This window comes from Streptomyces sp. NPDC087844 (assembly GCF_044742785.1).
GTDB lineage: Bacteria > Actinomycetota > Actinomycetes > Streptomycetales > Streptomycetaceae > Streptomyces.
Window position 1 is genome coordinate 341,749 of the sequence record NZ_JBIUVD010000003.1, and the last position, 24,584, is coordinate 366,332.

The 24,584-nt window shown below is 70.9% G+C and carries 23 protein-coding genes; 9 read left to right on the forward strand and 14 right to left on the reverse strand.

The window, feature by feature from the left end; genetic code table 11:
* Positions 1-35 precede the first annotated feature (35 nt).
* The 8 genes from hisF to hisD are packed head-to-tail and all read right to left on the reverse strand — an operon-like array spanning position 36 to position 5,886.
* On the reverse strand, positions 36-791 hold the full coding sequence (gene hisF / locus ACIOKD_RS08415; protein ID WP_402079998.1) for an imidazole glycerol phosphate synthase subunit HisF: 756 nt from the start codon (positions 789-791) through the stop codon (positions 36-38).
* The gene (locus ACIOKD_RS08420; RefSeq protein WP_402080001.1) at positions 788-1,201 is read right to left on the reverse strand and encodes a RidA family protein; all 414 of its coding nucleotides are present in this window, start codon (positions 1,199-1,201) and stop codon (positions 788-790) included. Before ACIOKD_RS08420 ends, hisF begins: the two co-directional genes overlap by 4 nt.
* Positions 1,198-1,923 (reverse strand): bifunctional 1-(5-phosphoribosyl)-5-((5-phosphoribosylamino)methylideneamino)imidazole-4-carboxamide isomerase/phosphoribosylanthranilate isomerase PriA, encoded by a 726-nt coding sequence (gene priA / locus ACIOKD_RS08425; RefSeq protein WP_402080004.1) that lies wholly within the window; start codon positions 1,921-1,923, stop codon positions 1,198-1,200. Before priA ends, ACIOKD_RS08420 begins: the two co-directional genes overlap by 4 nt.
* Positions 1,924-1,926: 3 nt before the next feature.
* On the reverse strand, positions 1,927-2,586 hold the full coding sequence (gene hisH, locus ACIOKD_RS08430) for an imidazole glycerol phosphate synthase subunit HisH (protein ID WP_402080007.1): 660 nt from the start codon (positions 2,584-2,586) through the stop codon (positions 1,927-1,929).
* Positions 2,577-2,741 carry a hypothetical protein gene (locus ACIOKD_RS08435; RefSeq protein ID WP_384808052.1) on the reverse strand — a complete coding sequence of 55 codons (165 nt, stop codon included), beginning with the start codon at positions 2,739-2,741 and terminating at the stop codon, positions 2,577-2,579. The genes hisH and ACIOKD_RS08435 overlap by 10 nt, the downstream gene beginning before the upstream one ends.
* Positions 2,742-2,744: 3 nt before the next feature.
* Entirely contained in the window at positions 2,745-3,338 is a 594-nt protein-coding gene (gene hisB / locus ACIOKD_RS08440; RefSeq protein WP_402080011.1) for an imidazoleglycerol-phosphate dehydratase HisB, read from the reverse strand.
* Positions 3,335-4,552, reverse strand: a complete 1,218-nt coding sequence (locus ACIOKD_RS08445; RefSeq protein ID WP_402080013.1) for a histidinol-phosphate transaminase — start codon at positions 4,550-4,552, stop codon at positions 3,335-3,337. Before ACIOKD_RS08445 ends, hisB begins: the two co-directional genes overlap by 4 nt.
* Complete coding sequence (gene hisD / locus ACIOKD_RS08450; protein ID WP_402080016.1) at positions 4,549-5,886, reverse strand: histidinol dehydrogenase; 1,338 nt, start codon at positions 5,884-5,886, stop codon at positions 4,549-4,551. The genes ACIOKD_RS08445 and hisD overlap by 4 nt, the downstream gene beginning before the upstream one ends.
* A 231-nt stretch (positions 5,887-6,117) precedes the next feature.
* On the opposite strand from hisD, the gene ACIOKD_RS08455 reads away from it, so the two are divergent.
* The 4 genes from ACIOKD_RS08455 to ybaK all read left to right on the forward strand — a co-directional run bounded on the left by ACIOKD_RS08455 (position 6,118) and on the right by ybaK (position 10,216).
* Positions 6,118-7,698 (forward strand): oxidoreductase, encoded by a 1,581-nt coding sequence (locus tag ACIOKD_RS08455; RefSeq protein WP_402080018.1) that lies wholly within the window; start codon positions 6,118-6,120, stop codon positions 7,696-7,698.
* Positions 7,699-7,905: 207 nt separating this feature from the next.
* Positions 7,906-8,949, forward strand: coding sequence for a hypothetical protein (locus ACIOKD_RS08460; protein WP_402080020.1), 1,044 nt, complete (start codon positions 7,906-7,908; stop codon positions 8,947-8,949).
* Between the two features lie 11 nt (positions 8,950-8,960).
* On the forward strand, positions 8,961-9,701 hold the full coding sequence (locus tag ACIOKD_RS08465; protein ID WP_402080022.1) for an LON peptidase substrate-binding domain-containing protein: 741 nt from the start codon (positions 8,961-8,963) through the stop codon (positions 9,699-9,701).
* Positions 9,702-9,712: 11 nt separating this feature from the next.
* The gene (gene ybaK, locus ACIOKD_RS08470; protein ID WP_402080024.1) at positions 9,713-10,216 is read left to right on the forward strand and encodes a Cys-tRNA(Pro) deacylase; all 504 of its coding nucleotides are present in this window, start codon (positions 9,713-9,715) and stop codon (positions 10,214-10,216) included.
* A 237-nt stretch (positions 10,217-10,453) separates the two neighbouring features.
* Here the strand turns inward: ybaK and ACIOKD_RS08475 are convergent, their stop codons facing one another.
* The 4 genes from ACIOKD_RS08475 to ACIOKD_RS08490 form a co-directional block, all read right to left on the reverse strand.
* The gene (locus ACIOKD_RS08475) at positions 10,454-11,101 is read right to left on the reverse strand and encodes an AAA family ATPase (protein ID WP_402080026.1); all 648 of its coding nucleotides are present in this window, start codon (positions 11,099-11,101) and stop codon (positions 10,454-10,456) included.
* 34 nt (positions 11,102-11,135) lie between these two features.
* Positions 11,136-11,987, reverse strand: coding sequence for an ABC transporter permease (locus tag ACIOKD_RS08480; protein WP_402080028.1), 852 nt, complete (start codon positions 11,985-11,987; stop codon positions 11,136-11,138).
* A 130-nt stretch (positions 11,988-12,117) separates the two neighbouring features.
* Complete coding sequence (locus ACIOKD_RS08485) at positions 12,118-13,149, reverse strand: ABC transporter ATP-binding protein (RefSeq protein ID WP_402080030.1); 1,032 nt, start codon at positions 13,147-13,149, stop codon at positions 12,118-12,120.
* 404 nt (positions 13,150-13,553) lie between these two features.
* Positions 13,554-14,825 carry an NYN domain-containing protein gene (locus tag ACIOKD_RS08490; RefSeq protein WP_402080032.1) on the reverse strand — a complete coding sequence of 424 codons (1,272 nt, stop codon included), beginning with the start codon at positions 14,823-14,825 and terminating at the stop codon, positions 13,554-13,556.
* Positions 14,826-15,057: 232 nt separating this feature from the next.
* Between ACIOKD_RS08490 and ACIOKD_RS08495 the strand changes: the two genes are divergently transcribed.
* Positions 15,058-15,237: a hypothetical protein gene (locus ACIOKD_RS08495; RefSeq protein WP_189769960.1), complete on the forward strand. Its 180-nt coding sequence runs from the start codon at positions 15,058-15,060 to the stop codon at positions 15,235-15,237.
* A gap of 153 nt (positions 15,238-15,390) precedes the next feature.
* On the opposite strand, the gene dnaE is transcribed toward ACIOKD_RS08495, so the two are convergent.
* Positions 15,391-18,936, reverse strand: a complete 3,546-nt coding sequence (dnaE, locus tag ACIOKD_RS08500) for a DNA polymerase III subunit alpha (RefSeq protein ID WP_402080035.1) — start codon at positions 18,934-18,936, stop codon at positions 15,391-15,393.
* 260 nt (positions 18,937-19,196) lie between these two features.
* On the opposite strand from dnaE, the gene ACIOKD_RS08505 reads away from it, so the two are divergent.
* The 4 genes from ACIOKD_RS08505 to ACIOKD_RS08520 all read left to right on the forward strand — a co-directional run bounded on the left by ACIOKD_RS08505 (position 19,197) and on the right by ACIOKD_RS08520 (position 23,905).
* The gene (locus ACIOKD_RS08505; protein WP_402080037.1) at positions 19,197-20,525 is read left to right on the forward strand and encodes a DUF2252 domain-containing protein; all 1,329 of its coding nucleotides are present in this window, start codon (positions 19,197-19,199) and stop codon (positions 20,523-20,525) included.
* Between the two features lie 95 nt (positions 20,526-20,620).
* A complete protein-coding gene (locus ACIOKD_RS08510; protein WP_402080039.1) occupies positions 20,621-21,307 on the forward strand; it encodes a hypothetical protein in 687 nt (228 codons plus the stop codon).
* 42 nt (positions 21,308-21,349) lie between these two features.
* Positions 21,350-22,150 (forward strand): DsbA family protein, encoded by an 801-nt coding sequence (locus ACIOKD_RS08515; protein ID WP_402080041.1) that lies wholly within the window; start codon positions 21,350-21,352, stop codon positions 22,148-22,150.
* A gap of 96 nt (positions 22,151-22,246) precedes the next feature.
* Positions 22,247-23,905 (forward strand): alkaline phosphatase D family protein, encoded by a 1,659-nt coding sequence (locus tag ACIOKD_RS08520; RefSeq protein WP_402080043.1) that lies wholly within the window; start codon positions 22,247-22,249, stop codon positions 23,903-23,905.
* 56 nt (positions 23,906-23,961) lie between these two features.
* On the opposite strand, the gene ACIOKD_RS08525 is transcribed toward ACIOKD_RS08520, so the two are convergent.
* Positions 23,962-24,531, reverse strand: a complete 570-nt coding sequence (locus ACIOKD_RS08525; protein ID WP_402080046.1) for a dienelactone hydrolase family protein — start codon at positions 24,529-24,531, stop codon at positions 23,962-23,964.
* Between the last annotated feature and the right edge of the window lie 53 nt (positions 24,532-24,584).

Genomic DNA, 24,584 nt, shown 5'->3' on the forward strand with positions numbered 1-24,584 from the left:
TCGGTATGGGTATCGGTATAGCGTCGGGCGGATCGTCACCGCACGGGGTGTCCCGCCTCCCGCAGCGCCTGCTTCACCTGGCCGATCCGCAGATCGCCGAAGTGGAAGACGGAGGCGGCGAGCACGGCGTCCGCGCCCGCGGTGACGGCCGGCGCGAAGTCGTCCAGCCGGCCCGCGCCGCCGGAGGCGATGACCGGGACCGTGACGTGCTTGCGCACCGCCTCGATCATCTCCAGGTCGTAGCCGTCCTTGGTGCCGTCGGCGTCCATCGAGTTGAGCAGGATCTCGCCCGCGCCCAGCTCGGCGGCCCGGTGCGCCCACTCGACGGCGTCGATGCCGGTGCCCTCGCGACCGCCGTGGGTGGTCACCTCGAAGGTCCCGGCGGCCGTCCTGCGGGCGTCCACCGACAGGACGAGCACCTGCCGTCCGAAGCGCTCCGCGATCTCGCGGATCAGGTCGGGGCGGGCGATGGCGGCGGTGTTGACGCCGACCTTGTCGGCGCCGGCCCGCAGAAGTTTGTCGACGTCCTCGGCGGTGCGCACGCCGCCGCCCACCGTGAGCGGGATGAACACCTGCTCGGCGGTGCGGCGCACCACGTCGTAGGTGGTCTCGCGGTTGCCCGAGGACGCGGTGATGTCCAGGAACGTCAGCTCGTCGGCGCCCTCGGCGTCGTACACCTTGGCCATCTCGACGGGGTCGCCCGCGTCGCGCAGGTTCTGGAAGTTGACGCCCTTGACGACCCGGCCGTTGTCGACGTCCAGGCAGGGGATGACACGTACGGCCAGGGTCATGACGCGGACGCCTCCCCCGGGGCCGCCTCCCGGTACGCCTCCACCTCGACCTCGACCACCAGGCCGGGGTCCACGAAACCGGAGACGATGATCACCGAGGCGGCCGGCCGGACCGCGTCGAAGAACTCCTTGTGGGCGCGGCCGATGTCCTCCACGTCCCGGGCGTGCGTGAGGTACATGCGCGTACGGACGACGTGCTCGCGGCCGAGGCCGAGCTGCTCCAGGGCCGCGAGGGCGACCTTGAAGGAAGTGACGGCCTGCTCGTACGGGCCGCCGCCGGCCATCTGGCCGTCCACCACGGAGGTGCAGCCGGAGACCAGCACCAGGCCGTTCGGCAGTTCCACCGCGCGGGAGCAGCCGAAGGCCTCCTCCCAGGGCGCGCCGGTCGTGACGCGTCGCAGGGCGCTCATGCGGCCACCGCCGCGAGCGCCTCTTCCAGGGTGAACGCCTTGGCGTAGAGGGCCTTTCCGACGATCGCGCCCTCGACGCCGAGCGACACGAGGTCGGCGATGGCCCGGAGGTCGTCCAGCGAGGACACGCCTCCGGAGGCGACCACGGGACGGTCGGTGGCCGCGCAGACGTTCTTCAGCAGCTCCAGGTTCGGGCCCTGGAGCGTGCCGTCCTTGGCGATGTCCGTGACGACGTACCGCGCGCAGCCCTCCTTGTCGAGGCGCGTCAGCGTCTCGTAGAGGTCGCCGCCGTCACGGGTCCAGCCGCGGCCGCGCAGGGTGGTGCCGCGTACGTCGAGACCGACCGCGATCTTGTCGCCGTGCTCGGCGATGACCTTGGCGACCCACTCGGGGGTCTCCAGGGCGGCGGTGCCGAGGTTGACGCGGGTGCAGCCGGTGGCGAGGGCGGCGGCGAGCGTGTCGTCGTCGCGGATGCCGCCGGACAGCTCCACCTCGATGTCCATGGCGCGGGCGACCTCGGCGATCAGCGCGCGGTTGTCGCCCGTGCCGAACGCGGCGTCCAGGTCCACCAGGTGCAGCCACTCGGCACCGGACCGCTGCCAGGCGAGGGCGGCATCGAGCGGGGAACCGTACGAGGTCTCCGTGCCGGACTCGCCGTGCACGAGCCGGACGGCCTGGCCGTCGCGGACGTCGACGGCGGGGAGGAGTTCGAGCTTGGCCATGGTCTACAGGGTTCCGATCCAGTTGGAGAGCAGCTGGGCTCCGGCGTCGCCGGACTTCTCGGGGTGGAACTGGGTGGCCCACAGGGCGCCGTTCTCGACGGCCGCCACGAAGGGCTTGCCGTGCGTGGACCAGGTGACGAGCGGTGAGCGCATCGCCGGGTTCGCGGTCTCCAGGGACCAGTCGTGGACGGCGTACGAGTGCACGAAGTAGAAGCGCGCGTCGTCGTCCAGGCCGGCGAAGAGCCGTGAGCCGGCCGGCGGCTCGACGGTGTTCCAGCCCATGTGGGGCACGATGTCGGCCTGGAGCGGCTCGACCGAACCCGGCCACTCGTCGAGGCCCTCGGTCTCGACGCCGTGTTCGATGCCGCGCTCGAAGAGGATCTGCATACCGACGCAGATGCCCAGCACCGGGCGGCCCCCGGCGAGTCGGCGGCCGACGATCCAGTCGCCGCGCGCCTCCCGCAGCCCGCCCATACAGGCGGCGAAGGCGCCGACGCCCGGCACCAGCAGCCCGTCCGCGTTCATGGCCTTGTCGTAGTCGCGGGTGATCTCGACCTCGGCGCCCGCGCGCGCGAGAGCGCGTTCGGCGGACCTGACGTTCCCGAAGCCGTAGTCGAAGACGACCACGCGCTTCGAAGGGGTGGCGGGGGTACTCAATTCCACACCTCCAGGCGGACGACGCCGGCCACGAGACACATGGCCGCGCCGATGGACAGCAGGATGATGAGGCTCTTGGGCATCTGCTGCTTGACGAAGGAGTAGATGCCGCCGAGCAGGAAGAGCCCGACGACGATCAGGATGGTGGAGAGGCCGCTCATGGCTTACAGCGCGCCCTTCGTGGAGGGAAGGATGCCCGCCGCGCGGGGGTCGCGCTCGGAGGCGTACCGCAGGGCCCGGGCGAGCGCCTTGAACTGGCACTCCACGATGTGGTGGGCGTTGCGCCCGTACGGCACGTGCACGTGCAGGGCGATCTGCGCCTGGGCGACGAAGGACTCCAGGATGTGCCGGGTCATCGTCGTGTCGTACTCGCCGATCATCGGCGCCATCTTCTCGGGCTCGTTGTGCACGAGGTAGGGGCGCCCGGAGAGGTCGACGGTCACCTGGGCGAGCGACTCGTCCAGCGGGACGGTGCAGTTGCCGAAGCGGTAGATGCCCACCTTGTCGCCGAGTGCCTGCTTGAAGGCGCCGCCCAGGGCGAGGGCGGTGTCCTCGATGGTGTGGTGCGAGTCGATGTGCAGGTCGCCCTCGGTCTTCACGGTCAGGTCGAACAGACCGTGCCGGCCGAGCTGGTCGAGCATGTGGTCGTAGAAGCCGACGCCTGTCGACACATCGACCTTTCCGCTGCCGTCGAGATCGATCTCGACGACGACGGAGGTCTCCTTGGTGATCCGTTCGACCCGGCCTACGCGGCTCATGCGCTCTGCTCCTTCGGGGGTGCGGGGGTGTCTCCCACGGGCACGGATGTCTGCAACTCTCGCGGCAACGCACGGACCGCGTCGAGGAACGCGTCGTTCTCGGCGGGGGTGCCGGCGGTGACCCGCAGCCATCCCGGTACGCCGTTGTCCCGGACCAGGACGCCCCGGTCGAGGATGCGCCGCCAGGCCTCGTGCGACCCGCTCGCGCCGTCGAACCGTCCGAACTGGACGAAGTTGGCGTCGGACTCGGTCACCGCGAAGCCCAGCGCGCGCAGTTCGGCCACCAGCCGGTCACGCTCGGTCTTCAACTGCTCGACGTACCCGAGCAGTGTGTCGGTGTGCTCCAGGGCGGCCAGCGCGGTCGCCTGGGTGACGGCCGACAGGTGGTACGGCAGCCGTACGAGCTGGACGGCGTCCACGACCGCCGGGTGGGCGGCGAGGTAGCCGAGGCGCAGCCCGGCCGCGCCGAACGCCTTCGACATGGTGCGCGAGACGACGAGATTCGGCCGATCTTCGAGCAGCGGCAGCAGTGACTCACCGTGACTGAACTCGACGTACGCCTCGTCCACGACGACCATCGCGCCGGCGGTCCCGGCCCTGGCCGCCTGCGCCGCCTCGTACAGCGCGAGGACCGTGGCGGGCGGCACCGCGTTGCCCGTGGGGTTGTTGGGGGTGGTGATGAACACGACGTCGGGCCGGTGTTCGGCGATGGCCTTCTCCGCCGCGGCGACGTCGATCGTGAAGTCGTCGTTGCGGGGGCCGGAGATCCATCCGGTCCCGGTGCCGCGAGAGATCAGCCCGTGCATCGAGTACGAGGGCTCGAAGCCGATCGCGGAGCGGCCGGGTCCGCCGAAGGTCTGCAGCAGCTGCTGGATGACCTCGTTCGAGCCGTTGGCCGCCCACACGTTCTCGACGCCGACCACGTGCTTGCCGGTCTTCGTCAGATAGGCGGCCAGCTCGGTGCGCAGCTCCACCGCGTCCCGGTCTGGGTAGCGGTTGAGGTGGCGCGCGGCCTCGCGCACCCGCTCGGTGATCCGCTCGACGAGCGGTTCGGGCAGCGGGTACGGATTCTCGTTGGTGTTCAGCCGTACGGGGACGTCGAGCTGCGGGGCGCCGTACGGGGACTTCCCGCGCAGCTCGTCGCGGACGGGCAGGTCTTTTATACCGAAGGAGCTGTCGGAGGAGCTGTCGGAGGAACCGCCGGGAGCGCTCACTTGCCGGGCACCTTCCAGCCGAACCGGGCCTTGACCGCCGCGCCGTGGGCGGGGAGATCCTCCGCCTCGGCGAGCGTCACCACGTGGTGGGCGACCTCCGCGAGCGCGTCACGGGTGTAGTCGACGATGTGGATGCCGCGCAGGAACGACTGGACGGACAGGCCCGAGGAGTGGCAGGCGCAGCCGCCGGTCGGCAGGACGTGGTTGGAGCCGGCCGCGTAGTCGCCGAGCGAGACGGGCGCCCAGGGGCCGACGAAGACCGCGCCGGCGTTCGTGACCCGGTCGGCGACCGCGTGCGCGTCGGCCGTCTGGATCTCCAGGTGCTCGGCGCCGTAGGCGTTGACCACCCGCAGGCCCTCCTCCACACCGTCGACCAGCACGATCGCGGACTGCCTGCCGCCGAGCGCCGGGACGATCCGGTCCTCGACGTGCTTGGTGGCGGCGACCTGCGGTTCCAGTTCCTTGGCGACCGCGTCGGCCAGCGCGACCGAGTCGGTGACGAGGACGGCGGCGGCGAGCGGGTCGTGCTCGGCCTGGCTGATCAGGTCGGAGGCGACGTGCACGGGGTCGGCGCTCTCGTCGGCGAGGATCGCGATCTCGGTCGGACCGGCCTCGGCGTCGATACCGATCCGGCCGGCGAAGTAGCGCTTGGCGGCGGCGACCCAGATGTTGCCCGGTCCGGTGACCATGTTGGCGGGCGGGCAGGACTCGGTGCCGTACGCGAACATCGCCACGGCGGTCGCGCCGCCGGCCGCGTACACCTCGTCGATGCCGAGGAGCGCGCAGGCGGCCAGGATCGTCGGGTGGGGAAGCCCGCCGGCTGCGTCATTTCCAAAACGGGGGGCCTGAGCGGGCGAGGCGAGGGCGATCGACTCGACGCCGGCCTCCTGCGCCGGGACCACGTTCATGATCACGGACGACGGGTAGACCGACCGGCCGCCGGGCGCGTACAGCCCGACGCGGTCGACCGGCACCCACTTCTCGGTCACCGATCCGCCGGGGACCACCTGGGTGGTGTGCGTGGTGCGGCGCTGCTCGCGGTGGACGATCCGGGCGCGGCGGATCGACTCCTCCAGGGCCTCGCGGACAGCCGGATCGAGCTGTTCGAGCGCGTCCGTGAGGGCCTGCGCGGGGACCCGTACGGACTCCAGGCGGACGCCGTCGAACTTCTCCGCGTAGTCGATCAGCGCCGCGTCGCCCCGATGACGCACGGCCTCGCAGATCGGACGCACCTTCTCCAGGGCGGCCGAGACGTCGAAGTCGGCTCGGGGCAGCAGGTCGCGCAGGGCGGGGCCCTCGGGGAGGGCGTCGCCGCGCAGATCGATTCGGGCCATAGCGAAATGTTGCAGCACGTAGCCAATTCTCTCAGACGGCCGTCGGGCGTCGGACGGCTGTATCAATCGCTGATACGAGCCGCGGATCGCCGGTCGGCGGGTGGCTTGATCCGACCTCTCGAAAGTCACCGAGAGTCACCATCGTCACTCTCAGCGTTCAGACGCCGACTCAGCGGGCATCACAGGGACGGCTGTACGAACTGGCGAGTAACTGAGGAGTGCGAGAAAACCGTGACCGATGGGGCCGGCCCGCGCGTCGGCGAACTGCCCGACGACCTGAGCACGGTCGAGGCCGGCATGTGGCAGGCATTCCGCGACGGCAGCGTGTACGACCTGCGCGCCGGGGACGACGACGTCGACGATCCGCACGGCGACCGCCCCTGGGGCCCTGAGCGCACGGTGCGGGCCCGGATCGTGTGCCGGCTGCTGCTGAACGGGCCGCCCGCGCTGGACGGCCGCGTGGCCTCCCTCAAGTTGGCCGGGGTGCGGATCGTCGACCCGCTCGATCTCGCGGGCGGCACCGTCGAGCCGTACGTCGAGATGAAGGGCTGCCGCTTCGAGAAGGAGATCCTGCTGCCGGAGTCCCGGTTCACTACTCTGCGGTTGGTGGACTGCGCGATACCGCGGCTGGAGGCGGCCCGGCTGCACACCGAGGGTGATCTGCATCTGCCGCGCTGCCGCTTCCACAACGGCGTGCGCCTCACCGACGCGCAGATAGGCACGGACCTGCTGCTCAACCAGGCGGTGATCTACCGGGACCGGCGCGACAACTCCCTCGTCGGCGACGGGATGACCATCGGGCAGGACCTCCAGGCCGAGATGATGGAGTCGCACGGCGAGCTGAGCCTGCGCGGCGCGAAGGTCGGCGTCTCGCTCAGCCTGCGCGGCAGCCGACTGTCCAATCCGTACGGGCGCCGGGCGCTGAACACACCGCAGCTGACCGTCGAACGCACCATGTATCTGACCCCCGCGGGCATCGGCGACCCCGTGCTGACCAGCGGCCGGACCCCCGCGCGCGGTACCCGGGTGCAGCGGTTCGAGTGCGAGGGCGGGATCCGGCTGGACGACGGCCGGTTCGGCGACGCGGTGGACTTCGAGCAGGCCCGCCTCACCCTGCGCGACGACCAGGAGATCTCGATGCGCCGCGTCCAGGTGCCCGAACTGCGGTTCCTCGGCCGGCGTCCGCAGCGCGGGCGGGTCGTGCTGAACGGGGCGCGGGTGGTCACCCTCATCGACCAGGCGACCAGCTGGCCGGGCGCGGGCCAGCTGCAGATGGCCGGCTTCCAGTACGAGTACCTGGTGCCGCGCGGCCCGTTCCCGCTGGCCCGGCGCCTGCAGTGGGTGGCCGCGGCCACTCCCGAGTACAACCCTGAGCCGTACGAGCGACTGGCGACCGTGCTGCGCAACGGCGGCGAGGACGAGGAGGCGCGCGAGGTGCTGCTCGCCAAGCAGCGCCACCGCCGCGAGAACCTGCCAATCGCGGCGAAGCTGTGGGGTTACGTACAGGACTGGACGGTCGCCTACGGGTACCGGCCGGGGCGTGCGGCCGTCTGGATGGGCGTGCTGTGGGCGGTGACCTCCTTCGCCTTCGCGCACGCCGCCCATCCGCCGCTCAAGAGCGGTGAGCATCCGCCGTGGAACCCGTCGATCTTCGCCCTCGACCTGCTGCTGCCGCTCATCGACCTCGGCCAGGCCGGTTTCTGGCAGCTGCGCGGCGGCTGGCAGTGGCTGTCCGCGGTGGTGATCCTGCTGGGCTGGGTCCTGGCGACGACGGTGGCGGCGGGCGCGACCCGCACACTCCGCAGGGGCTGAGCGGCGACTGAACGGCGGCTGAGCCACGGCTGTCGCGCGAGGGGTGCGGCGCCGGCCGCGTGGGCGCCGTACAGCCTTCTGACACCTGAGCGACAGTCACCTTTTACCTGCCCTTGACCGATCCTCGCGCAACCAAACCACGGTTACGAAAGCGTCACCGCACACCCACTGGTACACGTCCGACCTGCGGTTTTCAATGGACCCACCATGGCACTGCTGCGAGCGCTCCTCCGTACGGTCCGGATGGCGCGGAACACTTCGAGTCTCGCCGCCGGTCTGCCCGACGACGACGAGGTGCTGCTCGACGCCCCGGACGAGCGGCTCGGCCCAGCCCTGGTCGCGGCGGGCCGCGGCGAGTACGGCCCGGCGGCCAAGCTCCTGTCCACCACCCGCGAGTCCGCAGAGTGGGAGAACCGGGACCGGTACACGACCCGCCTCGCGGCCTTCGCCCTCTCCCGCGGGGAGTGGTTCGACGACTGGCGCTCCGCCGCCCCGCACGACCCGGACGCGGCCCTGGTCAAGGCCGAGCTCGCGGTGTGCCGGAGCTGGCGGTCACCGGCCCGCGCCGAACTGCTGCGCCAGGTCGGACCACTGATCTCCGTCGCAGCCGAGGGCGCCCCGCGCGACCCCGTACCGTGGCGGATCGCGCTGGACCACGCCCGTGGCACGAACGCGCCGCACACCGAGTTCGAGCAGTTGTGGGCGCAGGCCGTCCGCCGCTCCCCGCACCACTACGGCTGCCATGTGGCCGCCCTGCAGTACCTGTCCGCCGCCTGGTACGGCTCGCACCGCGAGTGCTTCGACTTCGCCGAGCGCGCCGCCCACGACGCGCTGCCCGGCTCCCTGGTCCAGGCGCTGCCCGTGCGGGCGGCCTTCGCCTATCTGACCGAGGGCGGCGGGGCCGCCGTCGGCCGCGAGCGCCTCGACTCGGCGGCCGACCTGGCGATCGCCCTCTCCGCGGAGTACCAGGACGCCGACCCGTGGCCCGCGGAGGTCCGCAATCTCCTCACGTATGTGCTGGTCAGGCTGGAACGCTGGGAGGACGCGCTGGAGCAACTGCGCCGGATCGGCCCGTACGCCACCTCGTTCCCCTGGGACCGGATCTCGGACGATCCGCTCGGCCAGTTCCTCGAACTGCGCGACGGGATCCGGATCCAGGTGGCCTCGGACAGACCCTTGAGGGCACGGATCGGGGATCTTCCGCATCCACGGAGTGAGCACGGCGGACGTACGCCCTCCGGTGACCATTAGGCTTTCGCGTCGTGACCACCGTCCGGCTCCCACTCTTCCCCCTGAACTCGGTGCTGTTTCCCGGGCTCGTCCTGCCGCTGAACATCTTCGAGGAGCGTTATCGCGCGATGATGCGCGATCTGCTCAAGACCGCCGAGGACGAACCGCGCCGGTTCGCCGTCGTCGCCATCCGCGACGGCCACGAGGTCGCGGCCACCTCGCCCGGTATGCCCGACCAGACGGCCGTACCGCAGCGCGGGCCCTCGGCCGGCTTCGGCGACGAACCGCTGAAGGCCTTCCACGCGGTGGGCTGTATCGCCGACGCGGCAACCATCCGGGAGCGGGCCGACGGCAGCTTCGAGGTACTGGCCACCGGGACGACCCGGGTACGGCTGGCCTCCGTGGACGCCTCGGGGCCCTATCTGACGGCCGAGCTGGAGGAACTGCCGGAAGAGCCCGGCGACGAGGCCGGGGCGCTGGCGGAAGGGGTGCTGCGGGCCTTCCGGCAGTACCAGAAGCGGCTGGCGGGCGCGCGGGAGCGGTCGCTCGCGACCGGGGCCGATCTGCCGGACGAGCCGTCCGTCGTCTCGTACCTGGTCGCGGCGGCGGCGATGCTGGACGTCCCGGCGAAACAGCGGCTGCTCCAGGCCCCGGACACGGCGTCCCGGCTGCGCGAGGAGCTGACGCTGCTGCGGGCGGAGACCGCGATCATCCGCAATCTGCCCTCGCTGCCCGCGTCGGAGCTGACGCGCGGGCCGACGAGCCTCAACTGAAGGATCCTTTCTTGGCCAAGAAGGCGAAAAAGCAGCAGCAGGCGGGCGGGACACCGGCGACCGTGGCGCTCGCCGCGGCCGGGGTCGAGTTCACCGTCCACGCCTACGCACACGACCCGGCGCACCCCTCGTACGGGGAGGAGGCCGCCGAGGCCATGGGCGTGTCCCCGGACCGGGTCTTCAAGACGCTGGTCGCGGACGTCGACGGGGGCCTGACGGTCGCCGTCGTGCCCGTGGCGGGCTCCCTCGACCTGAAGGCGCTGGCGGCGGCGGTGGGCGGCAAGCGGGCCGCGATGGCCGATCCGGCCGCCGCGGAACGCACCACGGGGTACGTCCGCGGGGGCATCTCGCCGCTCGGGCAGCGCAAGCGGCTCCGTACGGTGCTGGACGCGTCCGCGCGCGGACACACCACGATCTGCGTCTCCGCCGGGCGGCGGGGGCTGGAGGTCGAACTGGCTCCGGACGACCTCGCGCGGCTCACCGGCGCGGTGGTGGCGGACGTCGGGCGGGGCTGACCTCTCGACGGGCGTGCGCGGCCTCTCGACGGGGGCCGGGTTCTCGGTTAAGTACCGAGGACATGTCGAAGAAGACGCGTAAGCGGAAGTGGCGTATCCGGAAGGGTCGGGCGAACCACGGACGCCGGCCGGCGTGAGCGCTCCGCTGGGAGGGCTGTACGGGTAGGTCGGTGGGTCGGCCGCGGGTGCGTCGTGGCCGGCCGCTCAGTGCCCCGCGCCCCTTGGGGGCGCTCGCCGTCAGGCCTGCGGGGCCTGCGGGGCCTGCGGGTGGTACGGGGACTCGAAGGGGTCCGGGTCTCTCGGGGCGAAGAGGGCTGTCAGGCCCAGGTGGACCAGTAGGGCCGAGACGGACCAGGCGAGCAGCGCGCCCTTGGCCCCGAGTTCCAGCGGGGCGTCGAAGGTGACGCCCTTGCCGGCCTCTTTGGCATGCGCGACCACGTCCTGGGTGGGTCCGAGCCAGACGCCGAGCCGCCAGGCGACCAGGGAGCCGAGGACGCCGCCGACGGTGAGGGCGACGACGAGCGTGATTCCGCCCCGGCGACGCAGCAGGAACACCGCCAGCGCGCTGACCAGACCGAGGGCGAGCGCCAGCAGAGTGAACGTTCCGTCCACGCCGATGGCCTGCTCCCCCTCCGTGTCCTTGAGGTAGACGGTGGTGTCGTCCGAGACGAGCGGCACGTGCGGTGCCAGCCACCACCACAGGACGCCGAGCAGCAGCCCGCCGACCGCCATCGCGACCGTGATGATCGCGGCCTCGCGCAGCTCTTTCTTCATTCCGGGACCGTCCTCCTCATGGCCGAGCCCGTACCCGGCGGGCGGCGCCTGCCAGGCGTCGTGCGGCGGCTGGTGGTGCGGCGGCGGAGGCGGGTTCAGCGGTGCGGTCACACCGACATCGTGCCAGGCCCGCCTGTCGGGCGCGTCACCGGACGGCCGCCCGGCGGTAGGCCCAGGTCGCCACGGCCAGCGAGGCGACACCGACGCCCGCGCACACGGCGAGGTCGAGCAGCACGAGACCCCAGTCCGGGTCCGGCCCGAAGGTCAGCCCGAGCGCCTCGACCCCGTAGGTGGAGGGCATCAGATCACGCGCCCACTGCACGAACGTCGGCAGCCGGTCCGGTGGCAGCACGCCGAGCAGCAGCGCGGCGGACATGCCCAACTGGCCGAGCAGTGTAGCCAGTTCGGGGCGGGGCGCGAGCAGTCCGAGCGCCGCGCCGAGCCCGGCGAGCGCCGCGCCCGCGAGCGGGATGACGGCGACGAGGATCCACAGGTGCGTCATCGGCAGCTGGAAGAGGACGCTGCCCACGACGGCGGTCACGAGCGTCCCCGGCACGGTGAAGGAGGCGTACGCGGCGGCCGCCCCGAGCACGACGGCGGCGGGCGGCACGGGCAGGGTCGCGTAGTGGTCGAGACCGCCGCTGGCGCGCAGCTGGCCGAAGTACTGGGCGAGCAGGTTGAGCGCGACGAACGCGACCACGAGGACCGACGAACCGGCGACCACGGCCCGCGCCTCACCGCCGCCGTCCACGACCCCGCGCATCAGGACCATGATCCCGATCGACTGGAAGGTCGCCACGAACAGCAGCGGGATCCGCGCCACCCTGGCCCGGGAGAGCTGTGCCCGGTAGACGGCGGCCAGCGCCGGCCACAGCCGCGCGCGCGGCCCGAGCGGGGCCACGGCACGGGCACCGTCCTCGGTGTCCGTGATGTCCACGCCCCGGCTCCCGTCCACACGGGCTGCGCCGGGCAGGACCTCGGCGGGTACGACACTCACGTCGAGCGGCTCCTGTTCGCTTCGGCTGTCGTCCTGTACCTGTCTCGTCTGTGCCTGTCTCGTCTGTGCCTGCTGTGTCCGCACCTGTTCCGTCCGCACCTGTTCCGTACGGCTGCGGCGGCCCGAACGCTCACGCCTTGACCAACCCCCGTACGCTCCCGGCGCTGCCGCCCAGTGCCAGGTACACGTCCTCCAGGCTCGGCGTGGCGAGTGTGAAGTCGTCCAGAGCCGCGAAGGCGGCGCCGCCGGTGACCGCCCCGACGGCCGCGCGGGCCTCCTCGGGAGAGAGCCGCAGCGACCAGCGACGGCCCGACTCTACGGCGCGGTCGCGCAGGGCCGCGACCTCGGGCACGTCGAGCGGGGCGCGCTCGCGCCAGACGAGTTCGAGCCGCACCTCGCCGGCGACCTGTTCCTTCAGCCCGGAGGGGGTGTCGCAGGCGATGACACGGCCCCGGTCGAGGACGGCGACCCGGTCGAGGACGGTCTCCGCCTCGATGACGTTGTGGGTGACCAGGAGGACCGTGGTGGCCTGCTCGGCCCGGCGCCGGTCGACGGCGCTCCAGACGGCCCGGCGGGCGACGGGGTCCATGCCGGTGGTGGGCTCGTCGAGAACCAGGAAGGGCCGTACGCCGACGAGGGTGGTGGCGAAGCAGGCGAGCCGCCGCTGTCCGCCGGAGAGCTTCTTGAGGGGCCGTGAGGCGAGCGCGGTGAGCCCCAGTTCCTCCAGGACCGCGTCCCGCTCGGCCCGCGCGCTGCGCACGTCCAGCCCGCGCAGCCGGCCGGTCGTCTCCGCGGCGAGCGACACGGTCAGCTCGTCGAGCGCGGTGGACTCCTGCCCGAGGTACGCGAGAATCCGCGACGCCCGCTCGGGGTGGCGCACGATGTCGTGCCCGAGGATCTCGACGCTGCCGCGGTCGGGGCGCATCAGCCCGGTCAGCTGGCGTACGAGGGTGGTCTTGCCCGCGCCGTTCGGTCCGAGCAGCCCGAAGATCTCGCCCTGCCGGATGTCGATGCGTACTCCGTCGGTGGCCCGCACCTCGGGTGTCGCGGGTTGCCCGCGCCGGCCGCGCACCGCCGGATACGTCTTGGTGAGATCCCGTACCGCGCACACGACATCCCCACCGTGCCCGTCCCGGACTGCCTGTGCGGTGCGCGTACTCACGAGACCCGAGACTACGGGGTCCCGCCCCCCGAACAACGCGCGGGGCGGACATACCGCGCCCGGAACAGGCGCTGGGGGGCGCCTCCCAGGGGCGCGAAAAACCCCACGACAAGCCCCCCACCACCCCCCACCAGCCGTCAGAGGCGCGAGAAACCACGCAACAAGCCCTCACCAGCCGTCAGGGGCGCGAAGAACTACGCGACCGCCCCCCACCAGCTCTCAGGAGCGCGGGAACCGCGACCGTCCCCCATGGCCGTCAGAGACACGCAAGGCCCCACCCCCGCAGGGGCGCGGGGAACTGCGCAACAAGTCCCCACCGACCCGCAGCCGACACACAACGCCCAGGCCGACGCCGCACCACTCCCACCCGCACCGGCAAAGCCCGCCGGGAGGCCAACCCCCACCTACTCCCCCGCGGCAGCATGCTCCGCGGTCCGCGCGTCGATCTCCCGCCAGAACCCCGCCCGAATCGCATACCGGTCATGCTCGTCGATCTGGTCGTCCTTGTGCGCGAGCAGCCCGAACCGCGCGGCATACCGCAACAGCTCCCCGTCGATCCGGTGCGGCACCCGCGGATACATCGTGGACAGCTTCGGCAGCTGCGCCTGGTCGGCCAGCCGCTCCATCCACCGCCGGGCGAACACCTGCCCGACCTCGAACGGATCACCGCCCACCGTGGTGATGTCCTCCTCGCGGTCGGCCCACCGCTGCTCGGCCGAGGTGAGCTGCGCGAGCGTCGGCAGCAGCGCGGCCTCCGCGTTCTCGGCGGCGGCGGCCGTGCCGGGCCGGTCCACCCACCCCTTGTCGGACGACCAGCGCAGCGTCGCGTTCGCGGGATGCTGGGCCGCCGCCGGGCCGCCGGGCGCACCGGGCGGTCCGGGCGCCCGCAGCGCGGCCAGGTCCTTCGGCGTGGGAACACCCTTCGCGGCCGGCACCCGCGCCTCCGTGCCGTTCTCGCCCGGCGCGGCCTGCGTGTGCTCGGCCTCCGCCACGGTCCTTTCCCCCACGGTCCGTTCGCTCACGGCCCGCTCATTGGCGGACCCCAGCGCGGACTCGGGCAGCGGCGCGGAGAGGATCGCGGCGATCTCGGGCCGCGGCACGGGCGGCGGCGCGCAGACCCCGCCGAGGTCCTTGGCCCGTACGGCTTTGGTGATCCAGATCCGGTCGAGCACCCGCCGCTCGTCGGCCTCTGCGACGAGGTCCTCGGACTGGTTGTAGTCGCCGTCCGCGGCCTGTACGGCCCACAGGTGCACGGCGACCCCGTGTTCCTTGGCGGCCATCATGCCGGGCAGCAGATCCCCGTCGCCGGTGACGAGCACGACGTCGGAGCAGGCACGGTTGCGCGCCAGTTCCGTGAGCTCGGCGTGCATGGCGGCGTCGACGCCCTTCTGCGCCCACCGCCCGTCGCTGCGGGTCAGCGCGCCGAGGCGCACCGTGACCCGGGGCATCACCCGCAGTCTGCGGTGCTCCGGCTGCGGTACGCGGTCGGGGGCGCCGTCGAACCAGTAGATGCGCAGCAGGGGCCGATCCGTCTCGGACTCGGCGCGCTCGCGCAGCCCCTGGATGAGGGCGGCGTGGTCAACGGTGATCCGGGATCGCGAGGGTTCCCCGGCGAGGAGACTGGCAGCGGCCCCGAGCAGATAACCGGCGTCCACCAGGACGATGCAGCGGTCCACGCGATCCACCCTCTTTCCGGGAGGTTTGCTTCGGGCTTCCTTCGAGTCTGCCCGACCACGCGGAGGTTAACGGCCGGAACTCGATCTTCGGCGTGGCGGATCGGCGTATCACTCGCCCACAGACCTTATTACGCACGGTAATTCTCCGAAATGCGCGACTCCTCAGCCTATGTGAGTCTGAGTCCGGCCCTAGGGGGCTTGGGCCCCCTGATCCCCCGTAGGAGGCAGCGTCATGGCCAAGAACAAGAACCGTAAGCAGGGCGGCGAGCAGGACCGCTCGTCGCAGCCGGAGCGTGCGCAGGAGCAGTCCGAGCGGTCCTCGGCACAGGCGCAGCAGTCGCCGGTGTCGCAGATCCAGGGCAGCCCGGCCGATGTCGCCCGCAAGCACCAGAAGCGTTTCGGCCACAACTGAGCCGGGCGCACGGGCCATCGCGGCCCAGGCACACGCCGAGGGGCGCACCCGTGCACGGGTGCGCCCCTCGCGCCGGTCCGGAGACCCGGAGGCCGGGAGAATCGGATACCCGGATGTTCGGATGCCCGGATGTTCGGTGATGCGGGAAAGCCGTCAGCCGGTTGTCGCCAGGCAGGCCGGGCCCAGCAGCACCTTCAGGTCGCCGAAGAGCGCGGGGTCGGCCTTCACCCGGTGCCGGTCGAGCCGCAGGACCGTGGTCCTGCTCGGGCCCTGGAGCCGGATCCGCACCTCGCTCTCGCCCCGGTGGTGACTGAGGATCTCGCCGAGCCTGCTGACCATGGGCGGGGTGATCTTCAGGGCCGGGATGGTGAGGATCACGGGCGCGTTGGTGCCCGCGTTCGACAGGTCCGGGACCTGCAGTTCCATCGCGACCAGCCGCGGCACGTCCTCGCGCTTGTCGAGGCGGCCCTTGACGAACACCACGGCGTCCTCGACGAGTTGGGTCGACACCAGCTGGTAGGTCGCGGGGAAGAACATGCACTCGATGGAGCCGGCGAGGTCCTCGACGGTGGCGATGGCCCAGGCGTTGCCCTGCTTGGTCATCTTGCGCTGGAGGCCGGAGATGATGCCGCCGATGGTGACGACCGCGCCGTCCCCGTGCTCCCCGCCGGTGAGCTGGGCGATGCCCGCGTCGGCCTTGTCGGACAGCACGTGCTCCAGGCCGAAGAGCGGGTGGTCGGAGACGTACAGGCCGAGCATCTCCCGCTCCTGGGCGAGGAGGTAGGCCTTGTCCCACTCGTCGGTGGTGAACTCCACGTCGAGGCCGAAGCCGGGCTCGGTGTTGTCCGCCTCGCCCATGCCGCCGAAGAGGTCGAACTGCCCCTCGGCCTCTTTCCTCTTCACCGCGACCACGTTGTCGATCATCGGCTCGAAGTGCGCGGTGAGGCCCTTGCGGGTGTGCCCCATCGTGTCGAAGGCACCGGCCTTGATGAGGGATTCCGTGGTGCGCTTGTTGCAGGCGGCGGCCTCGACCTTGTCGAGGTAGTCGGGGAACGAGTTGTACTTCCCCTTGGCCTTGCGGCTGCGGATGATCGACTCGACGACGTTCGTACCGACGTTGCGGACGGCCGAGAGGCCGAAGAGGATCACGTCGTCGCCCTGCGCGGCGAAGTTCTGCTCCGACTCGTTGACGTTCGGCGGCAGGACCTTGATCTTCATGCGCCGGCACTCGTTGAGGTAGACCGCCGACTTGTCCTTGTCGTCCTTGACCGAGGTGAGCAGCGCGGCCATGTACTCGGCCGGGTAGTTCGCCTTCAGATAGCCGGTCCAGTACGAGACCAGTCCGTACGCGGCCGAGTGGGCCTTGTTGAACGCGTATCCGGCGAACGGGACCAGCACGTCCCACAGGGCCTGGATCGCCTCGGCGCTGTAGCCGTTCTTCTGTGCGCCCTCCTGGAAGAGGACGAAGTTCTTCGCCAGCTCGTCGGGCTTCTTCTTGCCCATCACACGGCGCAGGATGTCGGCTTCGCCGAGCGAGTAGCCGGCGATGATCTGGGCGGCCTTCTGGACCTGCTCCTGGTAGACGATCAGGCCGTAGGTGACCGCCAGGACCTCTTCGAGCGGCTCCTCAAGCTCCTTGTGGATCGGGGTGATCTCCTGGCGCTTGTTCTTGCGCTCCGCGTAGTTGATGTGCGAGTTCATGCCCATCGGGCCCGGCCGGTAGAGGGCCGAGACGGCGGAGATGTCCTCGAAGTTGTCGGGCTGCATCTGGCGCAGCAGCGAGCGCATCGGGCCGCCGTCGAACTGGAAGACACCGAGGGTGTCACCGCGGCAGAGCAGTTCGAAGGTCTGGGGGTCGTCCAGCGGGAGCGCGAGCATCTCCAGGTCGATGCCCTTGTTGGCCTTCACCATCTTGATGGCGTCGTCCATGATCGTGAGGTTGCGCAGGCCCAGGAAGTCCATCTTGAGCAGGCCGAGCGACTCGCACTGCGGGTAGTCCCACTGCGTGATCGTGACGCCGTCGGTGTGGCGCGTCCAGAGCGGCGCGTGGTCGACGATGGGCTCGCTGGACATGATCACGCCGGCCGCGTGCACGCCCATCTGCCGGACCAGGCCCTCGACGCCCTTCGCGGTGTCGATGACCTTCTTCACGTCCGGCTCGTTCTCGTACATCCCGCGGATCTCGCCGGCCTCGCCGTAGCGCGGGTGCTTGGGGTCGGTGATGCCGTTCAGGTCGATGCCCTTGCCGAGGACGTCGGCGGGCATCGCCTTGGTGAGCCGGTCGCCCATCGCGTACGGATAGCCCAGCACGCGCGCGGAGTCCTTGATGGCGTTCTTCGCCTTGATCTTGCCGTACGTGCCGATCATGGCGACCTTGTCGGCGCCGTACTTCTCGGTCACGTACCTGATCACCTCGACGCGCCTGCGCTCGTCGAAGTCGATGTCGACGTCGGGCATGGAGACGCGCTCGGGGTTGAGGAACCGCTCGAAGATCAGACCGTGCGGGATCGGGTCGAGGTCGGTGATGCCCATGGCGTACGACACGATCGAACCGGCCGCGGAGCCTCGGCCGGGGCCGACCGCGATGCCCTGCTTCTTGGCCCACATGATGAAGTCGGCGACGACGAGGAAGTACCCCGGGAACCCCATCTGGATGATGACGTCCATCTCGTACTCGGCCTGCTTCTGGCGGTCGTCGGGGACGCCGCCGGGGAAGCGGCGCTCCATGCCGCGGCGCACCTCCTCCTGGAACCAGGTGACCTCGGTGAAGCCCTCGGGGATGTCGAACTTCGGCATGAGGTTCTTCGCCTCGAACATGCCGGTCGTGTCGATCTGCTCGGCCACCAGGAGGGTGTTCGCACACCCTTCCTGCCAGGCGTCCGAGGAGTCCACGGCGTACATCTCGTCCGTCGACTTCAGGTAGTAACCGGTGCCGTCGAAGCGGAAGCGGTCCGGGTCGGAGAGGTTCTTGCCGGTCTGGATGCACAGCAGCGCGTCGTGCGCGACCGACTCGTGCGCGTACGTGTAGTGCGAGTCGTTCGTCACCAGCGGCGGGATGCCCAGCTTCTTGCCGACCCGCAGCAGGTCCGCGCGGACCCGGCTCTCGATCTCGATGCCGTGGTCCATCAGCTCCAGGAAGTACCGGTCCTTGCCGAAGATGTCCTGGTACTCGGAGGCCGCCTTGACCGCCTCGTCGAACTGGCCGAGGCGCAGCCGGGTCTGCAGCTCGCCGGAGGGGCACCCCGTGGAGGCGATCAGCCCCTCGGACCACTGGGAGATGGTCTCCTTGTCCATGCGGGGCCACTTCTGCAGCCAGCCCTCCGCGTACGCGTCCGAGGAGAGCTTGAAGAGGTTGTGCAGGCCCGTCCGGTTCGCCGCCCAGATCGTCTTGTGGGTGTAACCACCGGAACCGGACACGTCGTCGCGCTTCTGGTGCGGCTGGCCCCACTTGATCTTCCGCTTGTTGCGCCGCGACTCGGGGGCGACGTACGCCTCGATGCCGATGATCGGGGTGACGCCCGCCTTCTTGGCCGTGTGGAAGAAGTCGTACGCCCCGTGGAGGTTGCCGTGGTCGGACATCGCGATGTGCGACATGCCCATCTCGTTGCACGCGTCGAACATGTCCTTGAGCCGCGCGGCACCGTCCAGCAGCGAGTACTGGGTATGGACGTGCAGGTGCGTGAACGGCGGCTTTGACACGGCTTCGGCCTCCAAGAAGAACTGGCGTCGACGGGGTCCCTGCGAGCTGCGGGCAGTCTGGGGGACAGCGACGAAGTCTATGCCGGAGCACTGACACTCCGAGCTCCCTCCCCCGTACCTTCGTACGTACCTTCAAGGAAGGGGAAACGGGCACTCCCGTGTATCCCCGTCCGTTGGAGGATGACGGTGACAACCGCTCCGGCGGACCCCGTGTTCCGTTCCACTCGTCATGCATCACCTGCACCAGGAGGCACCCAGCGATGTCGGTTCCGCAGCTCAGCGCCGAGCAGCGCGGCGAAGAGATCCTCGCCGTCTTCAATACCGCCTTCGGCGAGCTGCTGGCCGCCGATCCGGCCGCCTTCCGTGTGAAGTTCCGGAAGATGGCGGCCTCGGCGTTCGCGTTCTACCGCGGGACGGCAGGGCTCTTCTACCACGACCTGGAGCAGGAGAAGCGGGGCGGACCGTACCTGGACGAGCGCACCTCCCGGGTGTGGATCCACGGCGACCTGCACGCGGAGAACTTCGGCACGTACATGGACGCCCAGGGCCGGCTGATCTTCAACGTGAACGACTTCGACGAGGCGTACGTCGGCCCGTTCACCTGGGACCTCAAGCGTCTCGCGGCCTCCGTGGCCCTGATCGGCCACGCGAAGGCGCTGAGCGACGAGCAGATCACCTCCCTGGTGCGGACGTACGCGGCGGCCTACCGGGAGCGCATCCACGCCCTGGCGACGGGCGCCAAGAGCGACGAGGTGCCGCCCTTCACGCTGGACACCGCCCAGGGGCCCCTGCTGGACGCCCTGCGGGACGCGCGCTCGCTGACCCGCTTCGGGCTGCTCGACTCGATGACCGAGATCCGCGACTTCGAGCGCCGCTTCGCGCCGGGCGGCGGCTCCATCGAGCTGGACGCGGCCACCCGCTACAAGGTCCTGGCCGCCTTCGACGGCTATCTGGAGACGCTGCCCGAGTCGTCCCTCGACCGCCCGGACTCGTACCGGGTGAAGGACGTCGTGGGCCGCCGTGGCATCGGCATCGGCTCGGCCGGGCTGCCCTCGTACAACATCCTTCTGGAGGGTGCCACCGACGCCCTGGAGAACGATGTGGTGATCTACATCAAGCAGGCCCAGACCCCGGCCGTCTCGCGGCACATCACGGACTCCTCGATCCGCGAGTACTTCCAGCACGAGGGCCACCGCACGGTGATCTCCCAGCGCGCCCTCCAGGCGCACGCCGACCCGTGGCTGGGCTGGACCGAGCTGGACGGCGCGGGCCAGCTGGTCGCCGAGGTCTCGCCGTACGCGGTGGACCTGGACTGGGGTGACATCGACGACCTGGAGGAGATCGCGGCGGTCGTCGCCGACCTCGGCAGGTCCACCGCCACCATGCACGCGGCCGCGGACGACGAGAGCGGCCACTCGGAGCTGGTGCCGTTCTCCACCGAGCGCGCCATCGACGCGGCGATCGCGGGCGACGAGGACAGCTTCGGCGACCTCCTCGTGGACTTCGCGCACGAGTACGGCGCCCGTGCGCGCGCCGACCACCAGATCTTCGTGGACCTGTTCCGCAACGGACGGATCCCGGGCCTGTGACCGCCCGCCCACCGACCGGGACCGCCGGACCGCGGCCACCCACAGGAACCCTTTAGGGGTCCCTTACAGGAGTACGTGACAGACTCTTCGGAACCATGGACATATCCGGGACCCAGCTCAGAGCCGTTCGCGCGGCGCTGTTCACGGCACTGGTCGTGACGCTCAGCACCGCGTCGCACGTGCTGCTGTCCCGGGTCCCCCTGCCGCTGGCCGGCGTGGCCGCGCTCAGCTGTGCCGTCTTCGTCGTCGCGTACGCGCTGGCGGGCCGCGAGCGCGGCTTCGGGCGGATCGCCGCCCTGCTGATCCCGCTGGAGCTGGCCGCCGACACGCTGTTCACGGCGGGCCAGCACGCCTGTTACGGCAAGGCGGGCGGCCCGGTCGCGGGCCCCCTGCGCTCGGTCGGTCTCGACGTGCTCTGCGGTGGCGGCGAGGTCGGCACCCCGCTGGCCCGGGTGACGGGCGGCGAGGCGACCCCCGCCGCGGCCCTGCTCGCGCAGGCCGATCCGGGCGCCGCCTGGCTGCTGCTGGGCGCGCACATCTGTGTCGGCCTCCTCGCCGCCGCCTGGCTGCGCCGCGGCGAGCGGGCCCTGGCCCAGCTCCTGGACGCGATGGCCGCCGCCACGTTCCGTCCGCTGCTGGTCGCGGTCGCCGCGGTGACCGTGCATCTCACTCCGGTGCGCCGGCTGCCGCGGCCCACCCACCGGGTCGCCGCCACGCGTACGCGGCTCTTCGTGCACTCCATGGGACGGCGTGGACCGCCGTGCTCGGCCGTTCCCGCCTGAGCACACCAGTCCCCGTACACCTGTCACACCCACGGAGAAATCATGAGCAAGCGGAACAGCCAGGCCTCGAAGTCGGCGGCCCGTGAGCGGCTGCGCATCGAGCGCGAGCGGCAGGCCAAGCGCGACAAGGCCAAGCGGCAGATCATCGTCGCCGGTTCGATCGTCGCGGTCCTCGCGATAGCCGGCGGCATCGGCTACGCCGTCGTACAGGACAACGAGCCCTCCAAGTGGGACGCCGCCGCGGACGCGAAGGTCGTCGCCCCCGCCAACACCAGCGGCAAGAACGGCTCGACCGTCGTCATCGGCGAGTCCAAGACCGACAACACGGTCCACCTCTACGAGGACCCGCGCTGCCCGGCCTGTGCCTCCTTCGAGCAGACGGTCGGCGAGACCGTCAACAAGGGCATGACGGACGGCGACTACAAGCTCTCCTTCACCCTCGGCACCTTCCTCGACGGCAACCTCGGCGGCGAGGGCTCGAAGAACGGCGTGAGCGCGCTCGGCGCCGCGCTGAACGTCAGCCCCGAAGCCTTCCTGGAGTACAAGACCGCGCTCTACTCCACGAAGTACCACCCCGAGGAGACGACCGACGACCTCGCCAAGGACAGCTACCTGATCAAGGTGGCGAACTCGGTGGACGCGCTGAAGGACAACAAGAAGTTCCAGGACGCCGTCAAGAAGGGCACGTACGACGCCTGGGCGATGAAGATGAGCAAGACGTTCGACGACGCCAAGGGTGTCGACTCGACGCCGACCATCAAGATCAACGACAAGGTGATCACGAACCCGAGCACGGTCGCCGACTGGCAGAAGGCTCTCAAGGACGCGGGTGTCACCAAGTAACGCATGTCTTGGGGGCGGGCGAACTTCTCCACGTTCGCCCGCCCTTCACGTCCTTCGCCTTACGGAAAGCCCTACCCATCAGTAATCTGACCGGCCGTGACCAGTCGCATCAGATCCCACTCCCACCCCGACTCCCCCGCCCTCAGCCGCCGCACGGTGGTCAAGGCGGCCGCGGCCACCGCCGTGCTCGGGGCCCCGCTCGCCGCGGCGCTGCCGGCCCGCGCCGCCGAGGCTCCCGCGTTCCTGCACGGCGTCGCCTCGGGCGATCCCCTGCCGGACGGCATCCTTCTGTGGACCCGGGTGACCCCCACCGCCGAGGCGGCCCCCGGCTCCGGGCTCGGCCCGGACGTCGAGGTCGGCTGGACGGTGGCCGCGGACAAGGCGTTCACGACGATCGTCGCGAAGGGCTCCACCACCGCGACCGCCGCCTCCGACCACACCGTCAAGGCGGACGTCCGCGGCCTGAAGCCCGCCACCGACTACTGGTTCCGCTTCTCCAGCGGCTCCGCCGACTCGTCGGCCGCCCGCACCCGCACGGCCCCCGCCCACGACGCGGCCGTGGCCGGGATGCGCTTCGGCGTGGTGTCCTGCGCCAACTGGGAGGCCGGATACTTCTCTGCGTACCGGCACCTGGCCGCGCGCGGCGACCTGGACGCCTGGCTGCACCTCGGCGACTACATCTACGAGTACGGCACCGGCGAGTACGCGACACGGGGCACCGTCGTACGCCCGCACGCCCCGGCGCACGAGATCGTCACCCTCGCCGACTACCGCACCCGGCACGGCCGTTACAAGACCGACCCGGACCTGCAGTCCCTGCACGCGGCAGCCCCCGTCATCGCGATCTGGGACGACCACGAGTTCGCCGACGACACCTGGTCGGGCGGCGCCGAGAACCACACCGAGGGCGCCGAGGGCGCCTGGTCCGCCCGCCAGGCCGCCGCCAAGCAGGCCTACTTCGAGTGGATGCCGGTGCGGCCCGCCGTCGAGGGGACCACCTACCGGCGGCTGCGCTTCGGCAGGCTCGCCGACCTCTCCCTGCTCGACCTGCGCTCGTACCGCTCGCAGCAGGTGAAGGCCGGCGACGGCACCGTGGACGACCCGGACCGTACGCTCACCGGCCGGGCCCAGCTCGACTGGCTGAAGGCGGGTCTGCGTTCCTCCGACACCAGCTGGCGGCTGGTCGGCAACTCCGTGATGATCGCCCCCTTCGCCATCGGCTCGCTCTCCGCCGAACTCCTCAAGCCCCTCGCCGAACTGCTCGGCCTGCCCGAGGAGGGCCTCGCCCTCAACACCGACCAGTGGGACGGTTACACCGACGACCGCCGCGAACTCCTCGCGCACCTGCGGGACAACGCGATCCGCAACACGGTCTTCCTCACCGGCGACATCCATATGGCCTGGGCCAACGACGTGCCGTACAACGCCGGTACGTATCCGCTGTCGGCCTCCGCCGCCACCGAGTTCGTCGTCACCTCGGTGACCTCCGACAACCTCGACGACCTCGTCGAAGTGCCCGAGGGTACGGTCTCGGCCCTGGCGTCACCCGTGATCCGGACCGCCAACCGGCATGTCCACTGGGTCGACACCGACCGCCACGGCTACGGCGTGCTGGACCTCACCGCCGAGCGGGCGCAGATGGACTACTACGTCCTCTCCGACCGTACGAGCACGAACGCGACGGCGTCCTGGGCCCGTTCGTACCGCACGCGCAGCGGCACGCAGAAGGTCGAGCGGACGTACGAACCGGTCTGAGCCCGGCGGTGCCCGCGGCCGGCTACAGGATCCCGCCGGTCACACGGTGTCGCCGGTCACAGGGTTTCGAGGAAGCCGAGCGCCACCCGCCAGGTGGCCTCGGCGGCCTCCTCGTCGTAGTCCGGGAGACCGGGGTCGGTGTACAGGTGTCCGGCGCCCGCGTATCTGTACACCTCCACGTCGGCCCCCGCCTTGCCCATCTGCAGATACCAGGCGGTCAGCCAGTCGTCGGGCTCGAAGGCGTCCGGCTCGGCGACGTGCAGCTGGACCGGCAGCTCGTCCACCGAGGCGGTCTCCGCGATGTCGGACGTGCCGTGCAGGAGCAGCAGTCCGCGGGCCTTGTCGTCGCCGAGTGCCAGGGTCTGCGCGGTCGCCGCGCCCAGCGAGAACCCCGCATACACGAGCCCCCGCTCCGAGTAGGGCGCCGCCGCCAGGATGGCGCGCTTGAGCAGCTCGTCCTTGCCCAGCTCGTCCTTGAAGGCCATGCCCTCCTCCACGGTCTCGAAGGTGCGCCCTTCGAAGAGGTCGGGCGTCCACACCTCGTGTCCCGCGGCGCGCAGCCGGTCCGCCGCGTCCCGCACCGCGGGCCGCAGTCCGAAGGTCGAATGGAAGAGCATGATGTTCATGAGGTCATGGTGCCAGCCGCCACTGACAACGCGGTCACCCCGGATATGACCGG